Origin of the sequence: Methylomarinum vadi (genome assembly GCF_000733935.1) — a bacterium.
Taxonomy (GTDB): domain Bacteria; phylum Pseudomonadota; class Gammaproteobacteria; order Methylococcales; family Methylomonadaceae; genus Methylomarinum; species Methylomarinum vadi.
This window is the reverse complement of record NZ_JPON01000001.1, coordinates 2,149,805-2,174,078: the sequence shown is the minus strand read 5'-3', so window position 1 is coordinate 2,174,078 and position 24,274 is coordinate 2,149,805. Positions and strand designations below refer to the sequence as shown.

Annotated in this window: 28 protein-coding genes, 1 tRNA gene, 1 other RNA gene and 2 pseudogenes; 21 read left to right on the top strand and 11 right to left on the bottom strand. The window is 51.3% G+C overall.

Annotation, left to right across the window (positions count from 1 at the left end):
* The first annotated feature begins 6 nt into the window (after positions 1 to 6).
* The 10 genes and pseudogenes from EP25_RS0110880 to EP25_RS0110830 all read left to right on the top strand — a co-directional run bounded on the left by EP25_RS0110880 (position 7) and on the right by EP25_RS0110830 (position 6,898).
* A complete protein-coding gene (locus EP25_RS0110880; RefSeq protein WP_031433907.1) occupies positions 7 to 1,893 on the top strand; it encodes an ATP-binding cassette domain-containing protein in 1,887 nt (628 codons plus the stop codon).
* A gap of 2 nt (positions 1,894 to 1,895) precedes the next feature.
* Positions 1,896 to 2,405, top strand: coding sequence for a hypothetical protein (locus EP25_RS0110875; protein ID WP_031433906.1), 510 nt, complete (start codon positions 1,896 to 1,898; stop codon positions 2,403 to 2,405).
* Positions 2,406 to 2,417: 12 nt separating this feature from the next.
* Positions 2,418 to 2,861, top strand: coding sequence for a universal stress protein (locus EP25_RS0110870; RefSeq protein ID WP_031433905.1), 444 nt, complete (start codon positions 2,418 to 2,420; stop codon positions 2,859 to 2,861).
* Positions 2,854 to 3,393, top strand: coding sequence for a bifunctional adenosylcobinamide kinase/adenosylcobinamide-phosphate guanylyltransferase (gene cobU / locus EP25_RS0110865; protein WP_031433904.1), 540 nt, complete (start codon positions 2,854 to 2,856; stop codon positions 3,391 to 3,393). Before EP25_RS0110870 ends, cobU begins: the two co-directional genes overlap by 8 nt.
* A 4-nt stretch (positions 3,394 to 3,397) precedes the next feature.
* Positions 3,398 to 4,444, top strand: coding sequence for a nicotinate-nucleotide--dimethylbenzimidazole phosphoribosyltransferase (gene cobT / locus EP25_RS0110860; protein ID WP_031433903.1), 1,047 nt, complete (start codon positions 3,398 to 3,400; stop codon positions 4,442 to 4,444).
* Between the two features lie 36 nt (positions 4,445 to 4,480).
* Positions 4,481 to 4,897 carry a TM2 domain-containing protein gene (locus EP25_RS0110855; protein ID WP_031433902.1) on the top strand — a complete coding sequence of 139 codons (417 nt, stop codon included), beginning with the start codon at positions 4,481 to 4,483 and terminating at the stop codon, positions 4,895 to 4,897.
* A gap of 25 nt (positions 4,898 to 4,922) precedes the next feature.
* Positions 4,923 to 5,633 (top strand): adenosylcobinamide-GDP ribazoletransferase, encoded by a 711-nt coding sequence (locus EP25_RS0110850; protein ID WP_235185883.1) that lies wholly within the window; start codon positions 4,923 to 4,925, stop codon positions 5,631 to 5,633.
* Complete coding sequence (gene bluB, locus EP25_RS0110845) at positions 5,626 to 6,273, top strand: 5,6-dimethylbenzimidazole synthase (protein WP_031433900.1); 648 nt, start codon at positions 5,626 to 5,628, stop codon at positions 6,271 to 6,273. Before EP25_RS0110850 ends, bluB begins: the two co-directional genes overlap by 8 nt.
* 36 nt (positions 6,274 to 6,309) lie before the next feature.
* Positions 6,310 to 6,750 (top strand): annotated as a pseudogene (locus EP25_RS23900) (cytochrome P450).
* Positions 6,751 to 6,821: 71 nt separating this feature from the next.
* A tRNA-Arg gene (locus EP25_RS0110830) sits at positions 6,822 to 6,898 on the top strand.
* 203 nt (positions 6,899 to 7,101) lie between these two features.
* On the opposite strand, the gene EP25_RS0110825 is transcribed toward EP25_RS0110830, so the two are convergent.
* The 4 genes from EP25_RS0110825 to EP25_RS23895 form a co-directional block, all read right to left on the bottom strand.
* Complete coding sequence (locus EP25_RS0110825; RefSeq protein ID WP_152555633.1) at positions 7,102 to 7,539, bottom strand: hypothetical protein; 438 nt, start codon at positions 7,537 to 7,539, stop codon at positions 7,102 to 7,104.
* Positions 7,505 to 7,708, bottom strand: a complete 204-nt coding sequence (locus tag EP25_RS23260) for a hypothetical protein (RefSeq protein ID WP_152555632.1) — start codon at positions 7,706 to 7,708, stop codon at positions 7,505 to 7,507. Before EP25_RS23260 ends, EP25_RS0110825 begins: the two co-directional genes overlap by 35 nt.
* A gap of 243 nt (positions 7,709 to 7,951) precedes the next feature.
* Complete coding sequence (locus EP25_RS0110820) at positions 7,952 to 8,182, bottom strand: DUF1902 domain-containing protein (RefSeq protein ID WP_031433896.1); 231 nt, start codon at positions 8,180 to 8,182, stop codon at positions 7,952 to 7,954.
* Positions 8,183 to 8,357: 175 nt separating this feature from the next.
* On the bottom strand, positions 8,358 to 8,489 hold the full coding sequence (locus EP25_RS23895; RefSeq protein ID WP_407661360.1) for a JAB domain-containing protein: 132 nt from the start codon (positions 8,487 to 8,489) through the stop codon (positions 8,358 to 8,360).
* Between the two features lie 220 nt (positions 8,490 to 8,709).
* Between EP25_RS23895 and EP25_RS0110810 the strand changes: the two genes are divergently transcribed.
* The 3 genes from EP25_RS0110810 (at position 8,710) to EP25_RS0110800 (ending at position 11,532) form a co-directional block, all read left to right on the top strand.
* On the top strand, positions 8,710 to 9,165 hold the full coding sequence (locus EP25_RS0110810; RefSeq protein WP_031433895.1) for a helix-turn-helix domain-containing protein: 456 nt from the start codon (positions 8,710 to 8,712) through the stop codon (positions 9,163 to 9,165).
* On the top strand, positions 9,165 to 9,731 hold the full coding sequence (locus EP25_RS0110805) for a PIN domain-containing protein (protein ID WP_031433894.1): 567 nt from the start codon (positions 9,165 to 9,167) through the stop codon (positions 9,729 to 9,731). Before EP25_RS0110810 ends, EP25_RS0110805 begins: the two co-directional genes overlap by 1 nt.
* Before the next feature lie 586 nt (positions 9,732 to 10,317).
* Positions 10,318 to 11,532 (top strand): M20 aminoacylase family protein, encoded by a 1,215-nt coding sequence (locus tag EP25_RS0110800; protein WP_051906569.1) that lies wholly within the window; start codon positions 10,318 to 10,320, stop codon positions 11,530 to 11,532.
* Here EP25_RS0110800 and EP25_RS22955 read toward each other — a convergent pair.
* Genes EP25_RS22955 through EP25_RS0110775 form a run of 5 tightly spaced genes read right to left on the bottom strand, consistent with a single transcriptional unit; the run spans position 11,525 to position 15,188 of the window.
* Positions 11,525 to 11,692, bottom strand: a complete 168-nt coding sequence (locus EP25_RS22955; RefSeq protein ID WP_084191015.1) for a DUF3012 domain-containing protein — start codon at positions 11,690 to 11,692, stop codon at positions 11,525 to 11,527. The genes EP25_RS0110800 and EP25_RS22955 overlap by 8 nt on opposite strands.
* A 56-nt stretch (positions 11,693 to 11,748) precedes the next feature.
* Positions 11,749 to 12,327 carry a BON domain-containing protein gene (locus tag EP25_RS0110790; RefSeq protein ID WP_031433892.1) on the bottom strand — a complete coding sequence of 193 codons (579 nt, stop codon included), beginning with the start codon at positions 12,325 to 12,327 and terminating at the stop codon, positions 11,749 to 11,751.
* 1 nt (position 12,328) lies between these two features.
* Positions 12,329 to 12,916, bottom strand: coding sequence for a phosphoheptose isomerase (locus tag EP25_RS0110785; protein ID WP_031433891.1), 588 nt, complete (start codon positions 12,914 to 12,916; stop codon positions 12,329 to 12,331).
* 3 nt (positions 12,917 to 12,919) lie between these two features.
* Positions 12,920 to 13,282 carry a YraN family protein gene (locus tag EP25_RS0110780; protein WP_031433890.1) on the bottom strand — a complete coding sequence of 121 codons (363 nt, stop codon included), beginning with the start codon at positions 13,280 to 13,282 and terminating at the stop codon, positions 12,920 to 12,922.
* Positions 13,272 to 15,188, bottom strand: coding sequence for a penicillin-binding protein activator (locus EP25_RS0110775; protein ID WP_235185882.1), 1,917 nt, complete (start codon positions 15,186 to 15,188; stop codon positions 13,272 to 13,274). Before EP25_RS0110775 ends, EP25_RS0110780 begins: the two co-directional genes overlap by 11 nt.
* Before the next feature lie 49 nt (positions 15,189 to 15,237).
* Between EP25_RS0110775 and rsmI the strand changes: the two genes are divergently transcribed.
* Together rsmI and rnpB are read left to right on the top strand one after the other, a co-directional pair.
* Positions 15,238 to 16,083: a 16S rRNA (cytidine(1402)-2'-O)-methyltransferase gene (gene rsmI, locus EP25_RS0110770; protein WP_031433888.1), complete on the top strand. Its 846-nt coding sequence runs from the start codon at positions 15,238 to 15,240 to the stop codon at positions 16,081 to 16,083.
* 76 nt (positions 16,084 to 16,159) lie between these two features.
* Positions 16,160 to 16,516: RNase P RNA component class A (gene rnpB / locus EP25_RS22740), an RNA gene on the top strand.
* 283 nt (positions 16,517 to 16,799) lie between these two features.
* On the opposite strand, the gene EP25_RS23890 is transcribed toward rnpB, so the two are convergent.
* On the bottom strand, positions 16,800 to 17,216 hold the full coding sequence (locus EP25_RS23890) for a GGDEF domain-containing protein (protein ID WP_051906567.1): 417 nt from the start codon (positions 17,214 to 17,216) through the stop codon (positions 16,800 to 16,802).
* Positions 17,146 to 17,538: pseudogene (locus EP25_RS23885) on the bottom strand (protoglobin domain-containing protein). The gene EP25_RS23890 and the pseudogene EP25_RS23885 overlap by 71 nt, the downstream one beginning before the upstream one ends.
* 466 nt (positions 17,539 to 18,004) lie before the next feature.
* Between EP25_RS23885 and mraZ the strand changes: the two are divergent.
* From mraZ to EP25_RS0110735, 6 genes are read left to right on the top strand one after another with little or no spacing between them, the layout of a single operon-like run.
* Positions 18,005 to 18,472, top strand: coding sequence for a division/cell wall cluster transcriptional repressor MraZ (gene mraZ / locus EP25_RS0110760; RefSeq protein WP_031433887.1), 468 nt, complete (start codon positions 18,005 to 18,007; stop codon positions 18,470 to 18,472).
* An 11-nt stretch (positions 18,473 to 18,483) separates the two neighbouring features.
* The gene (gene rsmH, locus EP25_RS0110755) at positions 18,484 to 19,410 is read left to right on the top strand and encodes a 16S rRNA (cytosine(1402)-N(4))-methyltransferase RsmH (RefSeq protein WP_031433886.1); all 927 of its coding nucleotides are present in this window, start codon (positions 18,484 to 18,486) and stop codon (positions 19,408 to 19,410) included.
* Positions 19,411 to 19,683, top strand: a complete 273-nt coding sequence (gene ftsL, locus EP25_RS0110750; RefSeq protein ID WP_031433885.1) for a cell division protein FtsL — start codon at positions 19,411 to 19,413, stop codon at positions 19,681 to 19,683.
* A complete protein-coding gene (locus tag EP25_RS0110745; RefSeq protein WP_031433884.1) occupies positions 19,684 to 21,405 on the top strand; it encodes a peptidoglycan D,D-transpeptidase FtsI family protein in 1,722 nt (573 codons plus the stop codon).
* Between the two features lie 36 nt (positions 21,406 to 21,441).
* Positions 21,442 to 22,914 (top strand): UDP-N-acetylmuramoyl-L-alanyl-D-glutamate--2,6-diaminopimelate ligase, encoded by a 1,473-nt coding sequence (locus EP25_RS0110740; protein WP_031433883.1) that lies wholly within the window; start codon positions 21,442 to 21,444, stop codon positions 22,912 to 22,914.
* Entirely contained in the window at positions 22,911 to 24,272 is a 1,362-nt protein-coding gene (locus tag EP25_RS0110735) for a UDP-N-acetylmuramoyl-tripeptide--D-alanyl-D-alanine ligase (RefSeq protein WP_031433882.1), read from the top strand. The genes EP25_RS0110740 and EP25_RS0110735 overlap by 4 nt, the downstream gene beginning before the upstream one ends.
* Positions 24,273 to 24,274: the final 2 nt, after the last annotated feature.

Sequence of the window (24,274 nt, the reverse complement as noted above, 5' to 3'; positions counted from 1 at the left end):
AATTGAATGCTGAATTTTAAAAATATCTCTTTACGCCGCGGCGCCCGGGTGCTGTTTAGCGGCGCATCCTTGACCATCCACAAAGGACAGAAAGTCGGTTTGACCGGCGCCAACGGCGTCGGCAAGTCCAGCCTGTTCGCGATGCTGCGCGGCGAACTGCATGCCGATGAGGGCGAGTTCAGCATGCCGCCCAATCTGGAAATTGCCCATGTCGCCCAGGAAACACCGGCGCTGGCATGTTCGGCGCTCGACTTTGTGATCGACGGCGACCGTGAACTGAGACGCTTGCAGCAACAACTGCAGCAGGCGGAACAAGAAAACGATGGACTAAAATTGGCCGAGCTGCATGGCATGCTGGAACATATCGGCGGCTATGCCGCGCAGGCGCGGGCTTCGCGTTTGCTAAACGGCTTAGGGTTTGCCGCCGGGCAGGAGATCATGCCGGTTAACTCTTTCTCCGGCGGTTGGCGGATGCGACTCAATCTGGCGCAGGCGTTGATGTGCCGTTCCGATGTGTTGCTGTTGGACGAGCCGACCAACCATTTGGACCTGGATGCGGTGATCTGGTTGCAGGAGTGGCTGTGCAAATATCCCGGCACGCTGTTGCTGATTTCGCATGACCGCGATTTTCTCGATGCGATTGCCGATCACATCGTCCATATCGAGCAGAACAAAGCCGAAATCTATACCGGCAATTATTCCGCTTTCGAGCGCATGCGCGCGGAAAAACTGGCGCAACAGCAGTCGGCCTTTGAGCGGCAGCAGCGCGAAATCGCCCATATCCAAAGTTTCATCGACCGCTTCAAGGCCAAGGCAACCAAGGCCAAGCAGGCGCAAAGCCGGATCAAATCGTTGGAGCGCATGGAATTGATCGCCCAGGCCCATGTCGACTCGCCGTTCGGTTTTACCTTCCCTAAGCCGGATAAACTGCCGAACCCCTTATTGAAAATAGACGAGGTTGCGATCGGTTACAGCGATAAAACCGTGATCGGCGAGGCTTCGTTATCGATCTCGCCGGGCGACCGCATCGGTCTGTTGGGTCCGAACGGGGCCGGCAAGTCCAGCCTGATCAAGGTGCTGGCCGGCGAAATGGCGCCGTTGAGCGGCAAGCTGCAGACCGCCGAGGCATTGCATATCGGTTATTTCGCCCAGCATCAATTGGAGCAGTTGCGGCTCGAAGAAAGTCCGTTATGGCATTTGCAGAAACTCGACCAACAAGCCACTGAAAAAGACCTGCGCAATTTCCTCGGCGGTTTCGATTTCCGCGGCGATAAGGTCAACGATCCGGTCGGGCCGTTTTCCGGTGGTGAAAAGGCGCGTCTGGTTTTGGCGTTATTGGTTTATCAGAATCCAAATCTATTATTGCTGGACGAACCGACCAATCATCTGGACCTGGAGATGCGGCATGCCTTGAGTGTGGCCCTGCAGGAATACGAAGGCGCGATCGTGCTGGTGTCGCATGACCGCCATTTGCTGCGCTCGGTCACCGATCAGCTGCTGTTGGTGGCCGATGGCTCGGTGCGACCGTTCGACGGCGATTTGGACGATTATCGAAATTGGTTGAGCGAACAAAAAAAGGACGCGGAAACGGCGGTTGCCAGCGAAGCGCAGTCCGCTCTCTCGCGCAAGGACCAGCGCAAGCTGGAGGCGGAACGGCGTAAGCGCCTGAAGCCATTGCTCGATGCCTTGAAAAAAGCGGAGCAACGGGTAGAACAATATCATGATGAGCAGCAACACTTGGAACGGCAACTGGCTGATCCCGACATTTATCAAGACGCCAATAAGGAACAGCTGAAGCAATTGTTGGCTCGCAAGGCGGAGGTCGACGCCGCGCTGGAACAGGCGGAAGCCGAGTGGATGGAGGCGGAAGAGCAACTGGAACAAGTCGAATAGACATGTATGAACTGATCAAACTGTTTTATCAGATCGTCATTTTTCAAAAAGGTCCGCAGGACGTGCCGGCATCGCGTTGGCTGCTGCGCCTGTTGATTCTGGTTTATATGGCGATTAATTTCCTGATTGTCAATATCAGCACCGATACCTTCAATGCATTGCTGCAGGTGGGTGTCGAAGTGTTGCTGATCATCGCTTTTGCCTGGGTGCTGCTGGCTATAGCCGGCAAACCGGAACGTTTTCGGCAAACCGCTATGGCGTTGCTGGGCAGCGATGCAATGATCAGCCTGTTCGCTTTGCCGGCCATTGCCTCGTTGATCGGACAAGGCAACGTCCTGGCCTTAGTGGTGGTTGTGGCGATGATGTTGTGGCATTGGTTGGTGACCGGCCATATCCTGAGGCACGCCTTGTCCCAGCCGTTCATTTTCGCGCTGGGGGTGGCATTTTTGTATATACTGGCGTCCTATCAGGTGATGGCTTTTTTGTTTCCTGAACTGGCGAACAATCAATAGAGGAGAGGCAGGATGAGTATTTACCGGCATGTATTATTGGCGGCGGATTTTTCCGAGCACGGCAAGGAGGTCGCGCGCAGAGCGAAACAATTGGCGGAGCTGAACCAGGCACAATTAAGCCTGGTGCATGTCGTCGATAATTTGCCGATTACCGATGCCTCTTACGGCCCAATCATTCCTTTCGATGTCGATTTAACCGAGGAATTGATGGCGGCCGCCAAAAAACGCCTGGCGGAACTGGGCGAGGAGTTGGGCGTACCGGCTGAGCGGCAATGGCTGGAAATTGGCAGTCCTAAGCTGGAGGTCGTCAGGATTGCGGAAGAAAACGCCGTGGATTTATTGGTGATCGGTTCGCATGGACGGCACGGGTTGGCCTTGTTATTAGGGTCGACGGCTAACGGCGTATTGCATTACGCCAAATGCGACGTCTTGGCGGTGCGATTGAAGGATGATTGAACTGGTTCTGGGCGGCGCCCGCTCCGGTAAAAGCCGTTATGCCGAACAGCAGGCACAAGCCTCGGGCAAAAGTGTCGTTTATATTGCCACCGCCGAGGCTGGCGATGACGAAATGCGGGCGAGAATCGAACGCCATCGCGCGGATCGGGCGGAATCCTGGCAAACCGTGGAGGAACCGATCAGATTGGGCGAAACGATAAAACAGCATGCCGGCGAAGGCCATTGCCTGCTGATCGATTGTTTGACCCTATGGCTTAGCAACGTGTTGTTCGATAAACAGGGGGTTTTGCAATTATCCAGGTTTCAGCAGGAAAAAGACGCCTTATTACAGGCGCTGTCCGCACGTCCCGGCCGCATCGTCATGGTTAGTAACGAAGTGGGGCAGGGCGTCGTTTCCGTCCATAAAACGACACGGCGTTTCGTCGACGAAGCCGGACGCTTACACCAGGAAATCGCCGCGATCAGCGATAAGGTGGTGCTGGTCACCGCCGGCTTGCCCATGGTATTAAAAAGGAACGGCGTAAGGCGTTGAACGAATGGAAATGGATTGGTTGTTTGTCGCCATAGCGGAACCTGACAATAGTATTTTGCAAAAAGCGCGCGACAGACAACTGCGGCTGACAAAGCCGCCCGGTTCGTTGGGCAGGCTGGAAGAGGCGGCCGTTCGTTTGGCGGCGCTGCAAGGTAGCAGCACGCCCTCGATCGACCGGATCTGGGTGTCGGTCTTCGCCGCCGACCATGGCATAGCCGCAGAAGGCGTGTCGGCTTTTCCACAAGTCGTCACGGCGGAAATGGTTAGGAATTTTGCCCGGGGAGGCGCCGCGGTCAATGTACTGGCGCGTTATAGTGCGGCCGAATTCGAGGTAGTCGATGTCGGTTTGCTCGAACCGCTCGCCCTCGAATCGGTCGTTTGCGATCGAGCGGGCCAGGGCACCGCCAATTTCAGTCAGCAACCGGCGATGGTCGAAGCCCAGTTAGAGTTGGCGCTGAATGCCGGGAAAAAAGCCGTTGCGAGGGCTTTGGCCGGCGGCGCCGATTTATTCGTCGGTGGCGAAATGGGGATCGCCAATACCGCCAGCGCCACCGCCGTCGCCAGTGCGCTATTGAACATCGATGCGGCCGAATTGACCGGCGCGGGGACGGGATTGGATGCGGTGCAAATTGAACATAAAAGCCGGGTCATCCGAATGGCTTTGGAAAAGCATCGCAACCGACTTGTCTCGCCGCTCAATATCTTGCAAACTCTGGGCGGCTTTGAAATAGCGGCGTTGGTTGGCGCCTATCTATCCGCCGCCCAGCGGCGTTTGCCGGTCATGGTGGATGGTTTCATTGCCAGCGTCGCAGCGTTGTGTGTCATACATCTGAATCCGGCGGCGAAAGAATGGCTGTTTTTTGCCCATTGTTCCCATGAAAAAGGCCACCGGCGGCTTTTGCGGGAAATGGACGTTCGGCCGTTATTGGATTTGGATATGCGCTTGGGCGAAGGTAGCGGTGCGCTGGCCGCCGTGCCCTTGCTGCAGATGGCGTGCCGATTACATAACGAAATGGCGACTTTTGCCGAGGCAGAAATAACCACTAACTAATGACAAGAGCTGTGAAGCTTACAAGGTAAAGAATTAATGATTGGACACATAGAAAGTTACGATAACAAGATTCAGACCGGCATCATCAAGTTCGAGGACAAGTTTTACGAGTTTTACATCGACCAGTGGGAGCTCGAATCGCCGCCCCAGCCCGGCGATGACGTCGATTTCGATATCGATGAGGAAGGTAAGGTGATTGATGTCAGTCCGGTCGGCGCCTATTTGCGGGATACGAAACCAGTTAAAAGGAAATGGGTAGCTGTCGTATTGGGCTTGTTATTCGGCGCGGTGGGTTTGCATCGAATTTATTTAGGGTTTTACGGTTTGGGCATTGCGCAGATTTTAGTCACGTTGATTACTGGAGGTTATGGCGTGATGTGGGGATTTATCGAAGGTGTTCTGCTGATGACCGGGCATATATATAAAGATGCGAAAGGGCGTTTCCTCAAATAAGCCGCTGTCGACGTACTCTTTTGTATTGGCACTACAATTCCTGACCCGTCTTCCCGTTCCCTTTTCATTTTCGGCTACCGACCAGCAATTGGGTCGGTCGGTGCTGTTTTATCCCTTGGTGGGGCTGATTATCGGTTTGCTGTTGTCGTCAGCGGCAATTTCATTGCCAGCCGTTCATCCACCGTTACAAACGGCGTTGATTTTAACCTTTTGGGTGCTATTGACCGGCGGTTTGCATCTCGACGGTTTGGCAGATTGCGCCGATGCCTGGGCCGGCGGCCTGGGCGACAGGGATAAGAGTCTGCGGATCATGAAAGACCCTTCGGCGGGGCCGATTGCGGTTATCGTGTTGTTATTGACGTTGATGTTGAAATGGTCGGCGCTGCAGGCGTTAATGGAGGGGCGAATAGGAATGGCATTGTTGATGGCGCCCGTACTGGGGCGCACCGCCATTCTTGGCTTGATGGTTTCTGCTTCGTATGTCAGCAAAGGCGGCCTGGCGGAAAACCTGCTGAAAAATCTGCCGCTGAGGGAATCGCAAGCAATGATCGTCTTTATTGCGTTGGCCGCCATGTTATCGATTGGCATTTTGCCGGTTCTGTTGGCGATCGCCATGGCCGTCTGGATCAGAATGACGGGGCTGCGGCGATTGGGAGGTATGACCGGAGATGTTTATGGCGCCGCGGTCGAACTGGTCGAGGTCGCCGTGCTAATGGGATGTATTTCCTATGACTAAACGCCGATTTAGCGAGGAAGAAATCGCCGGCGTATACCGGGCGATTGCCGAACGTCGCGACATGCGGCATTTTTTGCCCGATCCGGTCGATCCCACCGTGCTTAAACGGTTGCTGCAGGCCGCGCATCAGGCTGGCAGTGTAGGCTTGATGCAGCCTTGGCGGTTTATCCGAATTACCGATCAGGCGCTTAGAGAGCGAGTACACGAGTTAGTTGAGGAGGAACGTCTGGAAACGGCCAAAGCGTTGGGCGAACGCCATGACGAGTTCATGAAATTGAAAGTGGAAGGTATCCTCGAGTGTGGTGAATTGCTGGTCGTAGCCATGCCGGATAAACGCGAGCAACATGTATTCGGCCGCCGTACTTTACCGGAAATGGATCTAGCCTCCACAGCCTGCGCCATCCAGAATTTGTGGCTGTCCGCGCGCGCCGAAGGGCTTGGCATGGGTTGGGTTTCTTTGTTCGATCCACGGGCGTTAGCGCATTTATTGTCCATGCCGGATGGCAGCCGTCCGGTGGCGATATTATGCCTCGGACATGTCGAGTCGTTTTACGCCAAACCGATGCTGGAGATGGAAAACTGGGCCGAAGCGCAACCCTTGGAAGCATTCGTTTATGAAAATAGTTGGCGCGATGATTAAATGGCGAGGTGAAATGGGTTTAGGGAGTCTGTTTCGATGTTGCCGATTGCCGTCTTGCTCGAGGCCTTGCGCATGCGCCCGCCAGCGGGTTTTTTGATACCTAAAATTACGCAGGATACCGAGCTCGATGGTTATCCGCTGCAAGCCGGCGCATTGGCTTTGATGAACATCTACAATATTCACCATCATCCACAGCTTTGGGCAAATCCTGAGTAGTTCGACTCCAGCTGGTTTATCGAAAAAATGCCTGCCAGGGCGACTTTCCTGCCGTTCGGTATCGGTGTCAGATTTTGTATCGGCATGCATTTCGCCTTGACCGAAGCGACACTGTCGTTAAGTATGCTGCTGCAACACTTTCGGTTCGTTCATGAAGGGGTGCCGCCCGAAATGGATATGGCCGTGACGATAAGACCTAAAGGCGGTATGAGCTTGATAATTACGCCGGTTGAGGAAGGTCAGCATTCTCTGATAAGTTGAGGGGCTGGATCAATACAAAATGAGAAATCAATAAGCATAGCTAATTTTGCTTATGTTAAAATATTCGCATTGTCCCGATAGCTCAGTAGGATAGAGCGGCCCCCTCCTAAGGGGCAGGCCGGGGGTTCGAATCCTCCTCGGGACGCCATTAAATCAATGGCTTAGTTGTTTTTTTATTATCAGAAATGGTCTGTGGCACACTCCTGGCACAGTTTTAAAAAAATATTAGTTTTAACCGGCATTCATGGCAGTCTGAGTCGCTAAGTTAATTTGCCCGATTTTGGCTGATCTGCGACTAAATTACCTCCAGGCATAAAAAAACCCGCTTAAGCGGGCTTCGTTTGAAACTTTTTATTCTGATGGAGGTTTAGTAAGTTTACTTAGCGCCCCCTTTCCTAGCATATAAACGGCAATCCCTCCCAGCGCGGTTATTGACTTTTCAAGCAATATGGAAGCTGTTTCAGCTTGGCTTTCAGTCCCAAAAAAAGACATACAAAGAAGCAAAACTATTATTGCTGCTAAAAAGGCGCTGCCTCCATAAATCAAGCGTTTGGCAACTTTTATTTGCTCTGATTGAAACTCTGTTTCTTTATCTAGCCGCGACATGTGAAAATCAAACATTCGTTTATCCGCAGCGTCGTTAGCTTCTATTGCCCGTCTTGCAATATCCGTTCTTTTATCAGCGCTTTTTATGCGCTCCCTTTCAAGTTCAAGCATTTCCTTGCCAGATAAAAATTCCCCTTCTACTGGTTGTTTAGAAGCAGATTGCTGTTCCTCTTGATTTTCCATTTTGAGTTGTACCAGATAAGTTATCAATCATAAGGTCAATTGGTACTAATTTAAGACGAAAACCGCCGTAAGGAGATTTTTCTATTTTTACCATGATGCCGTCTGCCGCATATTGGTGCTTTAATTGTTGCGAAGCCTCATAGGCTTCCGCATATGTTTTATAAAGCATGTTCCTACTCCTAATTATTAATTACTAGGCTGCTCCGACAGCTCTTATTATAGCCACTAAATTCTTTCTACTATTCCAGCGCACGAAAAAACCCCAGTACCATAATTGTTACTGAGGCTATTCGGTAGTTTCACTGTATCACTCCACTTTTACACAAGTCAATGAAACAAAATAAACTATATTAATCAGCAAGAGTAGACAACGAAAGTTTACAATAGATAAAAACCGCCTGCTCATAACCAATCATGCAATTGCAATATGGTTTTTAATGATTAATTCGGCTAGGGTTTTGCGTTTCTTGACGTGGTTGTCATGGTTCAGCAAATTAAGGATTGCTTCTTCTATCTCTTTGCGTAAATCGTGGAAGCTTTCCGCCTCCAAAATCAAGCCGGGCACGTCTTTGCTTGTGGCAATGAATACATTGGCATCGTCATCATAAATGACATCGATGTCTATGGCTAATGTCGCGCCCATTGCCGAAAATAGCCCGGATAACGGGCATCTTTTTGGGTATCCCATATCAACTTCAATAACGCGCTTGCGCTGTTCGGATTAAAAAGTATATCAAACAGCAATAGACCGCAAAAAACAACGTTTGATTAATCGGGCGATAAAAACCGGCATGTAGCCGGTTTTTATCGCCCAACGGTTACAGCCTACAACACCCCCGCGTAGAAAATGAGTACTGATCCCCGCCGCCAATAATGAAATGATCGAGCGTCCTAATATCAACCATGCTCAACGCTTCTTTTAATTTGGCTGTTATGCATTTGTCCGCCATTGCTTGGTACGGCTTCTCCGTTCGAGTGATTGAGGGCAAATATCACAGCCGACGCGTTCAATCCTAGGTGTTAAGCCGGTTGGAATTTCTAAATAGAAAGCTAAATTTCTACGCAAAAACTGCGAGGGCGAAGAAGAGTGCTGCACACCTTTTTATCTTATTTGCTGTTTCGTTTATTTCGTTTATACTGAGTAATAAACTACTATAATCAGGAGGCGAGATGTCTGGATCAAATGTTGCGCATCTGCCAACGAAAGAAGAGGCAGAAGCAGCTAAAGTCACAAGTAGAACCCTATCGAAATACGCTAATAGCGATAGGTTAAACTTGAAAGTCACACTTAATGGGGGAGAGACCGAAGATTTAATTCTTCCCGGGTTTGCTATAAACATGTTGCTTGATGTTTTGACGGAAATGTCAAAAGGCAATGCCGTTACGTTGATGCCGATTAATGCCGAGTTGTCCACTCAGCAAGCGGCCGAACTATTGAACGTGAGCCGCCCACACCTGGTTAGCTTGCTGGAACAAGGGGAATTGCCATATAGGAAAGTAGGGACGCATCGAAGAGTCATGGCAAAGGATGTCTTTGAGTATAAACAGCGCATTGATGAGGCGCGACAAACAACACTGGATGAGTTGGCGGCCCAATCTCAAGAACTGGGCATGGGATATGAATAGTGGCGAAGTTTTCTGTTATCTATGATGCTTGCGTATTGTATCCCGCACCATTAAGGGATCTATTAATGCGCCTGGCTTTAACCGATCTGTTTAAAGCCAGGTGGACTGATCAGATCCACGAAGAATGGATCAACGCTTTATTAAGGCGTGGGCAATATGACACGACTATTTTAGAAAGAACAAGGGATTTAATGGATGCCAATGTCCGCGATGCAAAAATTATCGGTTATGAGGGCTTAATCGTGGGCATTGAATTGCCCGATCCTGATGATAGGCACGTTTTGGCGGCAGCAATTAAAGCTGGTGCCGATGCTATCATAACGACCAATCTGAAAGACTTTCCTGAACAAACTCTGTCACGGTATGGGATTGAAGCGATCCATCCTGACGATTTTATTTATTATCAAATCGATTTGGCTCCAGCCGTTGCATGCGCCGCGATAAAACGACAGCGCCAATCACTGAGGAATCCGCCAAAGAGTATTGATGAGTTTTTGGCTATTCTTCAAAAACAACAGCTTCCCCAAACCGTATCAGCACTTAAGAAGTATATTGAGCTTCTGTAATTGGTTTTTACAAAAAACGTGTTGTTGATGGTACAAGTGATGGATAAATCTGGTTGGTTTGATAAAAAATCATGTAAAACCAATACGTTACTAAGATAATAAGAATCCCTCTCGGGACGCCAAGGTTTTGACATTCCGATAAAAAGACTAGTGAGGCATTCTCGGAAAAGGTTCTAAGCTAGAACAATCTGATGGGTTGCTCAAATTAGCTAAACATTCCAGTGAAGCGGGATATGCCGTTAAAAATGCTGGTTATAAAGAAAACGCTGTTGAGTTGACTTTTGTTTCATTTTAGAACAAGCCGGTCACTTCCTCTTCGTGCTTGTGTCTTTCTTGTGCCATTTCGTCATAATTCTTCTTTTCTTGTGACGTTATTTCTTCAAAGTGTTTCACTTTTAATGTTTCCAGGTGCCATCATTCCTTTTTGTTTGAATTGTTGGTTTTGGCTGTTTTTGCCTTTCTCGATTTATTCGTTGTTTGGATTTGAATTTTCTGGGAATCTAACGCGAAATGAATCTATTTCGGTAAAACAGCGAGGCCAATTCACAAGTGATCTATGCTGTAGGCTAATAGTTAGGAGCACGGTATGAACATCTATCCTGATATCGCAATGTTACATGAGGAAATGCGACAGTGGCGACGGCATTTTCATCAATATCCGGAAACGGCTTATGAAGAGCAACAGACTGCCGACTTTATTTGTCGGCAGTTGCAAAGTTTCGGTTTGGAGGTCGAGTGCGGGCTGGGTGTGACCGGGGTGGTGGGGATCTTGTCGGTCGGTCAAAGCAAGCGCAAAATTGCACTGCGCGCCGATATGGATGCGCTGTTCATCGAGGAGCGTAACGACGTGGAATATAAATCGCGCCATCCTGGCAAGATGCATGCTTGCGGCCATGACGGGCATAGCGCGATGCTGTTGGGGGCGGCAAAATATCTGGCGGAAAATCGCCATTTCGACGGCACGGTGTATTTTATTTTCCAGCCGGCCGAGGAAGGGCGGGCCGGGGCCAAGCGCATGATCGACGATGGCTTGTTCGAGCGATTTCCGGCCCAAGCCGTGTTCGGGCTGCATAATTTTCCGGATATTCCGGCCGGACATTTCGCCGTCAAGCCGGGGGCGATGATGGCGTCCTTCGATTGTTTCGAGATTCGGCTATGCGGCACGGCGACTCACGCGGCCATGCCGCATCTAGGCGATGATGTGATGCTGGCCGCCGCGCAAACGGTGACAGCATTGCAAGCCATTGTCAGCCGGCATGTTAACCCGGTCGAGGCAGCGGTGGTCAGTGTCACGCAGATTCATGGCGGCAATACCTGGAATGCGATTCCGGACGAAGTGGTGTTGCGGGGGACTTATCGCTGTTTCAATACCAACGTACAGGCGCTGATCGAGAACAAAATTCGTCACATCGCCGAGTCGGTTGCGCAATGTTTCGGTTTGCGGGCCGACGTCAAGATTAATCCGGAAAATCCGGGGTACCCGGTGACTTGGAACAGTGACGCGGAAACGGCAGCGGCGATAGCGGCAGCCCAAGCTGTGGTGGGGAGCGAAGCGGTCGATCTGCAACCGGTCGCAAGCATGGGGTCGGAGGATTTCGCCTTCATGTTGCAACAAAAGCCAGGCTGTTATCTGTGGTTGGGTAACGGGCCGGGAGCCGGCGGTTGCCTGCTACATAATCCTCATTACGATTTCAATGACGATATTTTACCGGTCGGTGCCAGTTATTGGGTGAAGCTGGTGGAGATGCAGTTGGCGCCAGTATCCTGTTGGAATACAGGCGCCGTGACGAGCGTTATTTGAATAAGCAATGTTTGGCAAAATCGGCCGCCTCGTTCGCGGTCCAATCGGCCTTCGGTTTTTCTTTCATGTCTTCGCACCAAGCCTCGCTGCCGATTTCAGGCGCGCAGGCGGTTAGCAGGGCTAGCAATACGGGGATCAGGAATAATGACAATTTGTTCATGGCGGCGATAAGTTAAGAAAAATTGTGAGTCTATAAAACGGGGTGGTTGCGGTCAATCATTCGATATATTCGAATACTTTTACCACCTGTTTAACGCCATCTTCGCGTCTGGCGATTTCGGTGGCGACATTGCCCTCGTTGCGGTGAAGCAGCCCCATCAGGTAGACGACGCCATTTTCGGTAACGACCTTGACGCGGGTGGCGTCGAAGCCGGGCAAGTTTCTAACCTCGCTCAACGCAGCCTTAATTTTGGTGGTGATCAGGGTGTCTTTCGAGCGGCTGCCCAGCGAGGTTGGTTCGGCGATGGCCAGTTCATTATGCACCAATTTGACTCCGGAGATAACCCGCACGATCCCGACGATTTTATCGCGTAGCTCGGCAGTGGGCGCCTCGCCCGTGATCAATACTTTGCCGTTGTAGGCCGTGACATTGACATGACAACGGTCGCGAATATCGTCGTGGGCATTGAGTTCGATACCGGCGTTGATTTCAATGCGTTCGTCGACTAACATCACTTCGCTGGTGCGGCGGTCGTGCAGCAACGACAGGCCGGTTACTTCGGCGCCGCCGGTAGCAATTGCCGAACAGCCGTTGGTAAGCATTGGAATCAACAGCAAAGGAAAAATTCGTTTCATATCAGCCGCCAAATAATTGGTGATCGATCAAGTCGCATAAACAATGGGAAATCAATAAGTGGACTTCCTGGATACGGGCGGTGGAGTCCGATGGCACCCTGATTTCGATATCCGCTTCGTTGAGTACGCCAGCAAGAATGCCGCCGTCCTTACCTGTCAGGGCGATCACCAGCATGTCTTTTTCATGGGCAACATTGACCGCCTTGACGATATTGGCCGAATTGCCGCTGGTGCTGTATGCCAACAGAATATCGCCGCTTTGTCCCAAGGCGCGCAGCTGTTTGGCGAACACCTCGTCGAAGTGATAGTCGTTGGCGATCGAGGTTAAGGTCGAGGTGTCGGTGGTCAAGGCGACGGCGGGGAGCGATGGACGTTCGCGCTCGAAGCGATTGAGCATTTCAGAGGAAAAATGCTGGGCGTCGCCGGCCGAACCGCCGTTACCGCAAGTCAGTACTTTCTTGTCGTTGACCAGTGCGTCGACGATGCGTTGCGAAGCGAAAGCAATGAGCTCGCACAGCGAGGCCATCGCATCCTGTTTGGTTTGAATGCTGTCGGAAAAATGATTGATTATTCTGTCTTGTAGACTCATAGGTTAGCTTTGAAAGGCGTTTTGAATCCATTCGATGCGTCGGTCGCCCGTGATGGCGACGACATCGAAACGGATGGCGCTGTTAATCTTGTGCTTCATCATATAGTGTTGCGTTGTCGCTATTATACGTGATTGTTTTCGTGAGGTAATGCTTTCCACCGCGCCGCCGTATTGAGCGCTGGTGCGGAAACGAACTTCCACCACGACCAAGGTGTGAGCATGTTGCATGATCAAGTCCAGTTCGCCGTTTTTACAGCGGTAGTTTCTATCGACCAATTGCAGTCCTTGTTCGATCAGGAAATCCAAGGCTTGTTGTTCGGCCTGATCGCCGCGCTGCAAATGTAACCGGCGTAATTTATCGAGCATCGGAGGCGGGAGAATCAGAGGGTGATGGAGATGGTTCGTCGGTCGCGATGCTTTGATAGTCCTCGCTGGCCGGATCGGTAAAACCCGTTACGACTGGAATGCCGTCCGTGAATTTTGCACAGATTAATTGGCGTGTAATGCGGTTTTCACCATTCAACAACAGGTCGCCGGTCGCGCCGTGGTATTTTGCCGTATCGAGTTTGTCGAGGTGTGATACCAGGTTGTAAGCGTCGATGCCGAGGGCGATCAGGCGCAAATAAACATTGGGAAATTGCTGCCAACTGTTGCGCAGGGCTTCCTGGTTGAGTTCTCCTTGATAAGCGGAGGGAAACAGCCAAGGGATATCGCAAAAAGTGATGTTATTGAGATCGATGTCCTGGGAGGGATTGGGGACGCCGCTATATAATTGGGGCATGGCGTAAACCGGCACATCGACGGCATGATAGAAACGCAATTGAGGATTCAATGAGCGGGCCGTGACCGGGTAGGCGTTGATGAAGATGGCATCGACATCGTGGCGTCTTCTTGGGGTATATTTCAGGTTTCTTCCCAATAGGTTGCGTAATTGCCGGTAACGCCTTTCGCTTTCGTCCAGATTAAGAATGTGTTGGATCGGATAGGAAAAGTCATGTTCGTTGGCATTGAAGGATTGTGTTGCCAGTACTGTGCCGTCCGCCTGTAGCCAGGCCTCCGCTAGATAATTGGCGATGCGTTCGCCTTGTTCTCCTCGTGGCGTCAGGATCAGGATTTTTTGGTGGCCCTCCTGCCAGGCTTTGGCGGCAAGTTGTCGGGCTTCATCAATGGGGCTCAAGCCGAATTGGAAAAGATTGCTCTTGCTGAGATTGTCGACATGATTCAGCGCTAGCACCGGGACGTTCAATTCGCTGCCGGCAGCCAACGCGGCAATGTTGTCTTTTTCCAAGGGGCCGATGATGAGTTCGGCGCCGTTGGCGACGGCCTGGTCGTAAAGCGTGATGGGGTGGCCTTGATGGCTATCGTAAAAGCGGATCGTCGGCTGCGGTGCATTGTTTTGTTGCTGATAGTAAGCCGCCATGAAGCCTTCGCGTATGGCTTTGCCGGCTTGTGCATACGGCCCTGATTCCGGTAGCAGAATGGCAATGGCGGAGGGTTGTTTAAAAGCATGGTGTGGTTTTTGCAGATAGGCTTGCAGGAAACCGCTGTTAGCCGGGTGAGTGGGGAAATTACGCCGCCAGCGAAGCAATTCATCGGAGAATTCGACGTTGTCGCTGGGGCGCTGTTGCAACAAATTGGCCAATGCCATCCATCCGCCCAAAATGTCTGGGGCTGGGGGTTGGTTTAATATCAGTGCTTGTCGAGGCAATAAGCTGAGGGTTTCTAGAATGGCGGCGTTGTTTTCGTTGATTTCTTGGGGGGCAGTCAGTAATTCGCTTAATTGTATGCGGGCTTTGGCGCTGGCCAACAGGTCGCCGGTCAAAGAATAGGCAAACGCTTCCGATTGATAAAAGCCTTTGCGGTCTTCGCTGTGCAACAGGTCGGGACGGACCAGTTGTAGTCGGTGCAAAGCCTGTTCCGCGTTGCCATGGCTTAGGTTGATTTGGGCATACACCAGGTTCAGTTGTTGCCGTTGTTGTTCCGACAAGCCGGCCGGGTCGATGCTGTCGGCATATTGTTTTGCCTTGTCATGGTCTCCCGAGCGGACCAGTGCCCGCGCCGCGAGCAGGCGAAATTGGTTTTGCCTGGTCGGCTGGCTTTCCGCCAGATTCTGATACAATCGGGCTGCCTGTTTGTGTTGGCCGGCGGACATCAAATTGTCCGCTTCCGCCGCTTGTTCGAGAAACAACTGGTTCTGTGTTGGAACGGGGGTGCAGGCAGATAACAGGGCGAGGCCGAAAAAGCAGCACGTCAAGCGATGGCGGGTCATCATGATGGTCGAACCTTTAAAAGTTAATTCACACAAGAGGGCGAAAACACAGATGCCGGGTAAATTATATGTTGTCGCAACACCAATAGGTAATTTAGCAGATTTTAGCCACAGAGCTGTGGAAATTTTACAACAGGCCGATTTGATCGCGGCCGAAGATACACGTCACGTTAAATTATTGTTGCAGCATTACGGTATTTCAAATCGGGTCGTTTCTCTGCATCAGCATAATGAGGACAAAGTGGCGCCCATGCTTGTGGAAAAAATACAACAGAGAGAGGTCATTGCGCTGGTTTCGGATGCCGGTACGCCGTTGGTGAGCGACCCCGGTATGCCGCTGGTTAAGTTGGCGAGGGATCAGGGGATCGAGGTTTCACCCGTGCCGGGCGCTTGTGCCCTGATCGCGGCGTTGTCGGTATCGGGTTTACCGGTAACCCGGTTTCTTTTCGAAGGGTTTTTGCCGCGCACGGCAGGAGCCCGTAAGGCATTTTTTGAGGAAAAATTGCAGGAGACCGCGACCTGGGTTTTTTATGAGTCTAGTCATCGGATCTTGGCGTCGCTGGAGGATATGCTTGCTGTTCTGCCACCTGATCGTGAAATCGTGGTCGCCAGGGAGCTGACCAAATTACATGAAACCATCGTCAAGGATCGATTGATGAATGTCGTCGAGCGGGTCAAGGCCGACGAAAATATGCGCAAAGGGGAATTTGTCGTGATCGTCGAAGGCGCCAAACCGGAAACGAAGGGCGAAGGTATCAGTACGGAAGAGCGTAGAATTTTACGGGTATTGTTGGGCCAATGTTCGATCAAGACCGCCGTCGCAATGGCGGTGGAAATTACCGGGCAGCGAAAAAAACTTTTGTATCAGGCTGCGCTGGAAATGGGACAGGAACGCTAAATCTTGATGAAAGCGTCCGCAGAAGAAGGCTTAAAATAACTGAATGTCAATCGTCTGGTTGAGGTATAATGCACGCCGAGTTGGCCGAACAGTCGCTGTTTCACCGAAAGGTGGAGCGGAGGAAAGTCCGGGCTCCACAGGGCAGGGTGCCAGGTAACGCCTGGGGGGTGTGAGCCTACGGAAAGTGCCACAGAAAATATACCGCCAGATCACTTCCGAGTGGGCTGGTAAGGGTGAAATGGTGTCGGTAAGAGCGCACCGCGCCGCTGGTAACAGCGGTGGCAGGGTAAACCCCATCCGGAGCAAGATCAAATAGAGGAGCATACGCGTGGCCCGCGCGGTTCCTGGGTAGATTGCTAGAGCTGCGGGGTGACTTGCAGCCCAGATGAATGACTGTTCACGACAGAACCCGGCTTACAGGCCAACTCGTTCCAATTCCATCTTATTGCTCAAAAACTGACTTGGTTAGTTAGAATTGTGACGGGTTTCTCATTTTGATTGTCGCTAACTGAGAGCGATGATAATCCTTTTTTTTGGCTCGATAAGCCCGTTCAAGCGCATATCCGAAAGCCGGTTCCCTTTTTTGCAAGATACATATTGCTGTCGGCTCTTCTTAACAATATTTCTTTTTCGCTAAATTCTTCCGGTCCTGTTTCGGCGATACCGAAACTGAGCGTCAGTTCGGGGAATCTTTTGCTGAATTCGTCGATGATTCGCTAGCAAATTTTGCGGCTCCCTGGGATATCGCATTCCGGCAAGATAATGCAGAATTCATCGCCTTGCAAATGGCCCTCCTTGTCATTAATGGTCATGAAATCGTCCACATCGAAATAAATGATGAAGAGCTTGTTTTGCCGCCTCTTGGTAATCAGTAATTCCCGTTTCAGATGTCCCTGCATGGCTCGATGATTGAATAAATTGGTCAGTAGATCGAGTTTGGTCAATTGTTCTAGGTGTCGGGTTCTTTCGGCAGCTTTTTCCTCCAGGTTTTGCGCATAAAGTTCGGTACGTTTTTTTCGCTTTCGATTTCGCCGATCAAGCTGGTGATATAGGTATTGAATATCAGGGTGGTGTCGAAATACAGTAATTTGTCCAGGGGGCTTGGTCCCGGCTGTTCGAAGCCAGGGTATCATTGGGAATTTGCTTTAGCGACCTGACCGCCGAAAGATAAAGTTTGGGGCTGACTTCAATGCGTTTGTGGATGGTGCCGATGCGCAAGCGATTGTTAACATAGTCGCTTTTGCATGAGCCTGAAAATAAATCGAGAACATAGCGATGTTGAGCCTGGGATTAACGGGCTAAAGTGTTGGCATCTCCGATGACGAGGGACATTTCATCGATATCGGTTTGCTTGTCATAAAATTCCTTGACGATCCGGTCGATATTTTCCTTGATGAGGAGTTTATGGTTGACCAGTAGGTTCAGCGCACGGGTGTCCAGGTTAAGCAATACCATTCTGAGTTCAATTTCCGCTTCACTGATCTGCATTTGTTCGATTAATGTTTTATCGGTTCTTTTCACTTGTCATTCCAATGAGCTGAAACAAATGGTTGAAATATAGACGGAAAGGGTGAGTGGGAAATACAAAAGTAATCCACAGAGTGAGGTAGAAAGATCTTCCCATTTGTAAGTTGAGAGGCAGGGTAAGTAGGTGTCAATGAATTAGCAATTCATCATATTTGACTGTTGTTTTATTTATAAATGGCATCAATAACATCAATTAACCTTATGAAAGGAATAAGTTTTTGATGTTGTAATTTTGCACTAAAAGAAAGGAGGTAAAAATGACCCTAAGTCATTGTAGAGAAAAAGGAAATTAAAAGTTCCTCGGCCTTGACTAAAAATAGTTTGCTATCTATAGTGGAACATAAATGAGATAAAGTGGAAAAAAATGGAATTTTTTGGATAGTCGGGGTCAATTTTGTTTCGTGGTATCAGCACAATCAATTTAGATACGAAAGGTCGTATCACGATTCCGACTCGCTATCGGCCGGAATTGCAGGATTGTTGCGAGCGGCAAATGGTCGTGACCGTGGCGGTCGATGAAAAATGCGTCGGTGAGCAAGGGTGTTTGTGGCTTTATCCGTTGCCGGAATGGGAGCGGTTGGAACATACCATCAGCAAGTTGCCGACGCTAAATAAAATGGCGGGTAAATTGCGCCGCTTTGTCATCGGCAATGCCTCCGAATGTGAAATGGACAATCAAGGACGCCTGTTGTTGCCTGAGAAATTAAGAAAATTTGCTTCCATGGATAAACATATCGTGCTGGTTGGGCAACTGAATAAATTCGAAATCTGGAACGAAGAAGCCTGGCAAGCCAAGGAAGACGAGTGGTTGAGTGGCGATGACAGCGAAGGTTTGGAAGACTTGGATTCATTGTCGTTTTAAGCAGGGACGTTATGGAGCATTTGCCGGTCTTATTTGAAGAAGCGTTGCATTTTCTAAAAATAGAAGCCGATGGCTGGTATCTGGACTGCACCTTTGGGCGAGGCGGTCATAGCCGCGGGATTCTACAGCAATTGGACGAGTCCGGCCGTTTGCTGGCAATCGACCGTGACGTCGAGGCGATTGAGTCGGTTAATGCGCAAGAATTGCAGAAAGACAAACGATTCGTGCTGTACCATGGCCGTTTTTCCGAATTGACCAAGGCTGTCGAACTGTATGACGCCGTTGGCAAGGTGAGGGGCGTCTTGATGGACTTGGGAGTGTCCTCGCCGCAATTGGACACCGCCGATCGGGGATTTAGTTTTTTACAGGATGGGCCGTTGGACATGCGCATGGACGGGAGCGCCGGCATGACTGCCGCGCAATGGTTGGCCGAAGTCGAGGAAAATGAATTAAGTAAAGTGTTGTTCGAGTACGGCGAGGAAAGGTTCGCCCGAAAAATAGCCCGGACGATTGTCGAAAGAAGACAGCGGGAGGCGTTAAGGACGACCCTGCAGTTAGCTAGGTTGATCGAGGATGTCATTCCCTATCGGGAAAAGCATAAGCATCCGGCAACCCGCACGTTTCAAGCGATCAGAATAGCACTTAACCAAGAATTGCAGGAGATTGAAGAAGGCCTCGAGCAAGCGGTACAAGTGTTGGCGCCGGGAGGGCGCTTGGTGGTGATTTCTTTTCATTCGCTGGAAGACAGGATCGTCAAGCGCTTTATTCGAGCCGAATCCGGGCGAAAATTCAACCCCGGCAGACTACCGGTTTTGGAGCGGGATATCGAACAGGGGCGATTGAAAACGATAGACAAGGCAATCCGCGCCGGACAGGAAGAGTTGCGGCGCAATCCGCGGGCGCGCAGCGCGGTAATGCGGGTGGCAGAGAAGCGTTAAATGGCGGTATCGAAAAAGACTCTGTTAGCCGGTTTGAGTCTGATTTTGTTGATGTCCGCGCTAGCGGTGATCTTCAGCAAATACCAGTCGCGCCGGATATTTATCGAAATACAGAAAATGGAGCGGGAGCTGGACCGCTACGAGGTTGAATGGGGGCGTCTGCAACTGGAATTGACCATGCTGACGGAAGAAAACCGGGTCGAGATCGAGGCGCGGAACAGGCTGAAACTGATCATGCCGGAACGGGACAAGATTATTTATATAAAACCGTAAATGCTGATTGACAAAGGGGCAAATAAAAACAGGAAACGGACAAGCGATTTTGCGGTAAGGCGAAAATTGTTATTGGGCATGATGCTTTGCGGCATGTTCGCGCTGGCGGTGAGGGCAGTGGATTTGCAAGTATTCAACAAGGAATTTTTGCAACAACAGGCCCAGCGCCAACATGTCGCTGCCGTCGTAGTGCCGGCGTATCGGGGGCAAATCAAGGACCGTCACGGCGAGCCGTTGGCGATCAGCACGCCGGTGCAATCGGTCTGGGCCAATCCTCGGCAAATCCGGGCCGATGATAACGAAAAAATAGCCCAAATCGGTAAGTTATTGGATTTGTCGGATAAAAAACTGCGTTCCTTGTTGAGCAAGAAATCGGGGCGGCGCTTTTTTTATTTAAAACGGCGCATCAATCCGGACCTGGCGATGCAAATCAAGGGATTGGAAGTCGATGGGATCTATTTTGAAAAAGAATTTAAGCGTTTCTATCCGGCCGGAGAGGTTTCCGGACATTTAGTCGGTTTTACCGACATCGACGATGTCGGCCAGGAAGGTATGGAACGTGTTTATGAAGCCAGTTTACGCGGCTTAGCAGGGAAAAAACATGTCATTAAGGACGGCAAAGGGCAGATCATCAAGGATGTGGAAAATATCGCCGAGCCAGTAACGGGGCAAGATTTGACGTTGACGATAGATCAACGGATTCAATACCTGGCTTATCGGGAATTGCAGGCCTCTTTTATCGAGCATCAGGCGCATGCGGCATCGTTGGTGGTTTTGGACGCCCGAAGCGGCGAGGTTTTGGCGGCGGTTAATCAGCCGGCATTCAATCCCAATACACGCAAGGGATTGAGCGGCCGTTTTTATCGCAATCGGGCGATTGTGGATGTTTTCGAGCCAGGGTCGACGGTCAAGCCATTCGTGATAGCGGCAGCGCTGGATGGGGGCTATGCCCGGTTGAACGAGGAGATCGAAACGCACGGTTTTTATCGCGTCGGGCGAAACCTGGTTCGCGACATACATAATTACGGGACGCTGGATTTGACCCATGTGCTGAAAAAATCCAGCAATGTTGCGGTGAGTAAGATCGCTCTGCGCATGCCGCCGGAATATTTCTGGACGGTTTACCACAAGTTGGGATTTGGATCGGCAGCCGGAGTCGGATTCCCGGGCGAGGCCAGCGGCTCGCTGCAGGATTTTCAGCAATGGAACAGTTTTGAGCAGGCCACGATGTCGTTCGGTTACGGCCTGTCGACATCGCTGTTGCAGTTGGCCAGGGCGTATACCGCGTTGGCGGATGACGGAGTCGTCCATTCGGCGACCTTGCTGCCACGGGATGAGGATTACGAAGCGCGCAGGGTGTTCAGCGCGGCCACCGCGAAACGAGTCAGGGAAATGCTGGAGCATGTCATAAAAAAAGATGGCACCGCTTATCGAGCGAGAGTCGACGGTTACCGGGTGGCCGGTAAGACCGGTACGGTCAAGAAAGCCGCCGCCGGTGGTTATGCCGATAATCGGTATTTGTCAGTGTTCGTCGGTTTGGCGCCGGTCAGCGACCCGCGCTTTGTGATCGCGGTGATGGTGGATGAACCTAGTGCCGGAGGTTATTACGGCGGCCTGGTGGCGGCCCCGGTGTTCTCCAAGGTCATGGCGGGCGCGTTGCGAGTGTATGGCGTAGCGCCGGATCAGGAGGACACGATGCCGGTATTGTTGACACAGAGATGATGGATTGGCGGACAGCCAATTAAAAAAGTAAGCAAAATGAAACTGGCTGAATTACTGGCGGGAATAGTGGAAGCCCCTGTCGAATTGGAGGTATCCGGACTGGCATTGGATAGCCGTTTGGTTAAGCCTGGATTTGCGTTTATTGCGGTCAATGGTGCATCGCAGCACGGTATGGCGCATGTGGATCAGGCAGTGCGCAATGGCGCCGCGGCCGTGATTTACGAGCCTGCCGGTGGCGGCAGGGAACGGGCCGAACGCTTGAGGCATGCGGTGTTGCTGCCGATTCCGGATTTATCGGAAAAATTGGGCTTGTTGGCGGCGCGTTTCTATCAGTGGCCGTCGCGAGCCATGACGATGATAGGCGTGACCGGCACCAACGGTAAAACCAGTTGCAGCCAGTTTTTAACTCAGGTGCTGCCGGAATGCGCTGTGATAGGTACGATGGGCTGGGGAAGCTGGGCTCGGTTGCGGGACACCCTCAACACCACACCGGATGCATTGACGTTACAGGATATCTTGCAGCAACTATGCGACGAAGGAAAAAAAACGGTGGTCATGGAAGTGTCATCGCATGGTTTGGAACAAGGGCGAGTCAATGGCATTACCTTCAATGGGGCGTTGTTTACCAACTTGAGCCGTGACCATCTGGATTACCATGGCTCGATGGAAGAATATTTGGCCGCCAAAATCCGCTTGTTTAAGTGGCCTGGATTGGAATTTGCCGTGTTGAATCTAGATGATGACTACACGGCTGAGATTTTAGGAGCGATTGGGCCCGATGTGGAAACCTGGGGCTTTACCACAAAAGCTGTCGATCAAACAGGGATGGAAGTGGTTCGGGCGCAGAATATCGTCCACAGGATGAACGGCATTCGTTTCGATGCGTGTTGGCGGGAACGGAAAGTACGGATCGTTACCTCGATTGCCGGCAGTTTTAATTTGGAAAATTTGCTGGCGGTATTGACGGTGTTGTTGGCCTTGAAGATGCCATTGGAGCAGGCGGCTAAGAGATTGGCGGAATTGCAACCGGTTTCCGGACGTATGGAAAATTTCGGTGGTTACGACAGGCCGGCGGTGTTCGTCGACTATGCCCATAGTCCTGATGCCTTGGAAAAATTACTGGCGGGATTGAAGCCGCATTGCCGGGGCAAGTTGCGTGTCGTGTTCGGCTGTGGCGGCGATCGGGATAAGGGAAAACGCGCGCAAATGGGGGCCGCGGCCGAACGGTGGGCTGATGATGTCGTACTGACCGACGACAATCCGCGCACGGAGAAGCCGGAGGCGATAGTAAATGATATTTTAGCCGGGTGCGGCAGCGATAAAGTGGCTGTCATCCATGATCGGAAGCAGGCAATAGAAACAGTGGTAAATCGGGCACAACAGGAAGATTGTATTGTCGTTGCCGGCAAGGGCCATGAACATTATCAGGAAGTCAAAGGTGTCCGGTTGCCGTTTAGTGATCAACAAGTGGTTAGGCAAGCGCTGGCCGGGTGGAATGGTAAACGATGAAGTTGATGTTAAGTGAGATAGCGGGCGCAGTCCAAGGTAGATTGGTTGGGGAAGACTGCTCCATTGACACCGTCAGCATCGACACCCGTACATTGCGGAAAAAAGACTTGTACGTCGCCATCAAGGGAGAACATTTCGACGGCCATGATTTCGTCGAAAAGGCGGAACAAGCCGGCGCAGCGGCTTTGATTGTCGGTCGGCGGATGGAGACGCAACTTCCGCAAGTGCTGGTGGCTGATAGCCGTTTGGCGTTGGCGGAAATGGCGGGATTTTGGCGTCGCCGCTTGCCAGTGAAAGTGGCAGGCGTGACCGGAAGTAACGGTAAAACGACGGTTAAGGAAATGATCGCCGCGATTTTGTCGCTGAATGACGAGGTGCTGTCTACTCAGGGAAATTTGAACAACGATATCGGTGTGCCGTTGACCTTGCTGAGATTGCACGAAAAACATCGTTACGCCGTGATCGAAATGGGCGCCAATCATCCAGGCGAGATCGGCTATACCAGCCGCTATGCCAAACCCGATGTGGCCGTCATTACCAATGTCGGTGCAGCGCATATCGAGGGCTTCGGCGATTTGCAAGGGGTCGCGGCGGCTAAAGGGGATATCGTCGAGAGTTTGGGCGACAAAGGAGTCGCCGTATTGAACCGGGACGATGAATATTTCCCCTATTGGCAACAGTTGGCGGGTAGCCGCCAGATCGTCTCGTTCGGTTTGCATGAAACCGCCGATGTGCGGGCCGACAACATCCGTACCGGGATCAACGGACACGAGTTCGAAACGACGTTCGATTTGTGGACTGCAACTGACAGACTGCCGCTGCGCTTGAAACTGGCGGGTACCCATAATGTGGTAAACGCTCTGGCTGCCGCTGCCGTTTGCATTCAGTTCGATATCGGTTTGCCGCAGATTAGGGATGGGCTGGCCGATATGCGACCGGTGACCGGTCGCTTGCAACCACTGGTCAGCCATTTGGGGAACATCGTCATCGACGATAGTTACAATGCTAATCCGACCTCATTGAAGGCGGCGTTGGAGGTGTTGGTTCAGTGTGGCGGCGAGCCTTGGCTGGTGCTGGGCGCGTTTGGCGAATTAGGTCCGGACAGCATCAGGTTGCATCGGGAAATCGGCGAACTGTGTAAAGCGATGAATATTGTACGCTTGCTTGCGACTGGCCCTGATGCCCGGCATTGTGTCGATGCCTTTGGCGAAGGGGCCACATTTTTTGTGACCCAGGAAGAATTGATCGCGGCATTGCAACAACAGCTGACCGGACGGGAAACACTCTTAATAAAAGGTTCGCGCGCGCGCAAGATGGAAAACGTAGCGGCTGCGCTGGTGGAGAATTTCAGAGCATAACG

Coding starts and splice junctions, on each gene's coding strand:
- EP25_RS0110880 (WP_031433907.1), top strand. CDS start 7: ATGCTGAATTTTAAAAATATCTCTTTACGCCGCGGCGCCCGGGTGCTG.
- EP25_RS0110875 (WP_031433906.1), top strand. CDS start 1,896: ATGTATGAACTGATCAAACTGTTTTATCAGATCGTCATTTTTCAAAAA.
- EP25_RS0110870 (WP_031433905.1), top strand. CDS start 2,418: ATGAGTATTTACCGGCATGTATTATTGGCGGCGGATTTTTCCGAGCAC.
- cobU (WP_031433904.1), top strand. CDS start 2,854: ATGATTGAACTGGTTCTGGGCGGCGCCCGCTCCGGTAAAAGCCGTTAT.
- cobT (WP_031433903.1), top strand. CDS start 3,398: ATGGAAATGGATTGGTTGTTTGTCGCCATAGCGGAACCTGACAATAGT.
- EP25_RS0110855 (WP_031433902.1), top strand. CDS start 4,481: ATGATTGGACACATAGAAAGTTACGATAACAAGATTCAGACCGGCATC.
- bluB (WP_031433900.1), top strand. CDS start 5,626: ATGACTAAACGCCGATTTAGCGAGGAAGAAATCGCCGGCGTATACCGG.
- EP25_RS0110825 (WP_152555633.1), bottom strand. CDS start 7,539: ATGGAAAATCAAGAGGAACAGCAATCTGCTTCTAAACAACCAGTAGAA.
- EP25_RS23260 (WP_152555632.1), bottom strand. CDS start 7,708: ATGCTTTATAAAACATATGCGGAAGCCTATGAGGCTTCGCAACAATTA.
- EP25_RS0110820 (WP_031433896.1), bottom strand. CDS start 8,182: ATGGGCGCGACATTAGCCATAGACATCGATGTCATTTATGATGACGAT.
- EP25_RS23895 (WP_407661360.1), bottom strand. CDS start 8,489: ATGGCGGACAAATGCATAACAGCCAAATTAAAAGAAGCGTTGAGCATG.
- EP25_RS0110810 (WP_031433895.1), top strand. CDS start 8,710: ATGTCTGGATCAAATGTTGCGCATCTGCCAACGAAAGAAGAGGCAGAA.
- EP25_RS0110800 (WP_051906569.1), top strand. CDS start 10,318: ATGAACATCTATCCTGATATCGCAATGTTACATGAGGAAATGCGACAG.
- EP25_RS22955 (WP_084191015.1), bottom strand. CDS start 11,692: ATGAACAAATTGTCATTATTCCTGATCCCCGTATTGCTAGCCCTGCTA.
- EP25_RS0110790 (WP_031433892.1), bottom strand. CDS start 12,327: ATGAAACGAATTTTTCCTTTGCTGTTGATTCCAATGCTTACCAACGGC.
- EP25_RS0110785 (WP_031433891.1), bottom strand. CDS start 12,916: ATGAGTCTACAAGACAGAATAATCAATCATTTTTCCGACAGCATTCAA.
- EP25_RS0110780 (WP_031433890.1), bottom strand. CDS start 13,282: ATGCTCGATAAATTACGCCGGTTACATTTGCAGCGCGGCGATCAGGCC.
- EP25_RS0110775 (WP_235185882.1), bottom strand. CDS start 15,188: ATGATGACCCGCCATCGCTTGACGTGCTGCTTTTTCGGCCTCGCCCTG.
- rsmI (WP_031433888.1), top strand. CDS start 15,238: ATGCCGGGTAAATTATATGTTGTCGCAACACCAATAGGTAATTTAGCA.
- EP25_RS23890 (WP_051906567.1), bottom strand. CDS start 17,216: ATGATACCCTGGCTTCGAACAGCCGGGACCAAGCCCCCTGGACAAATT.
- rsmH (WP_031433886.1), top strand. CDS start 18,484: ATGGAGCATTTGCCGGTCTTATTTGAAGAAGCGTTGCATTTTCTAAAA.
- ftsL (WP_031433885.1), top strand. CDS start 19,411: ATGGCGGTATCGAAAAAGACTCTGTTAGCCGGTTTGAGTCTGATTTTG.
- EP25_RS0110745 (WP_031433884.1), top strand. CDS start 19,684: ATGCTGATTGACAAAGGGGCAAATAAAAACAGGAAACGGACAAGCGAT.
- EP25_RS0110740 (WP_031433883.1), top strand. CDS start 21,442: ATGAAACTGGCTGAATTACTGGCGGGAATAGTGGAAGCCCCTGTCGAA.
- EP25_RS0110735 (WP_031433882.1), top strand. CDS start 22,911: ATGAAGTTGATGTTAAGTGAGATAGCGGGCGCAGTCCAAGGTAGATTG.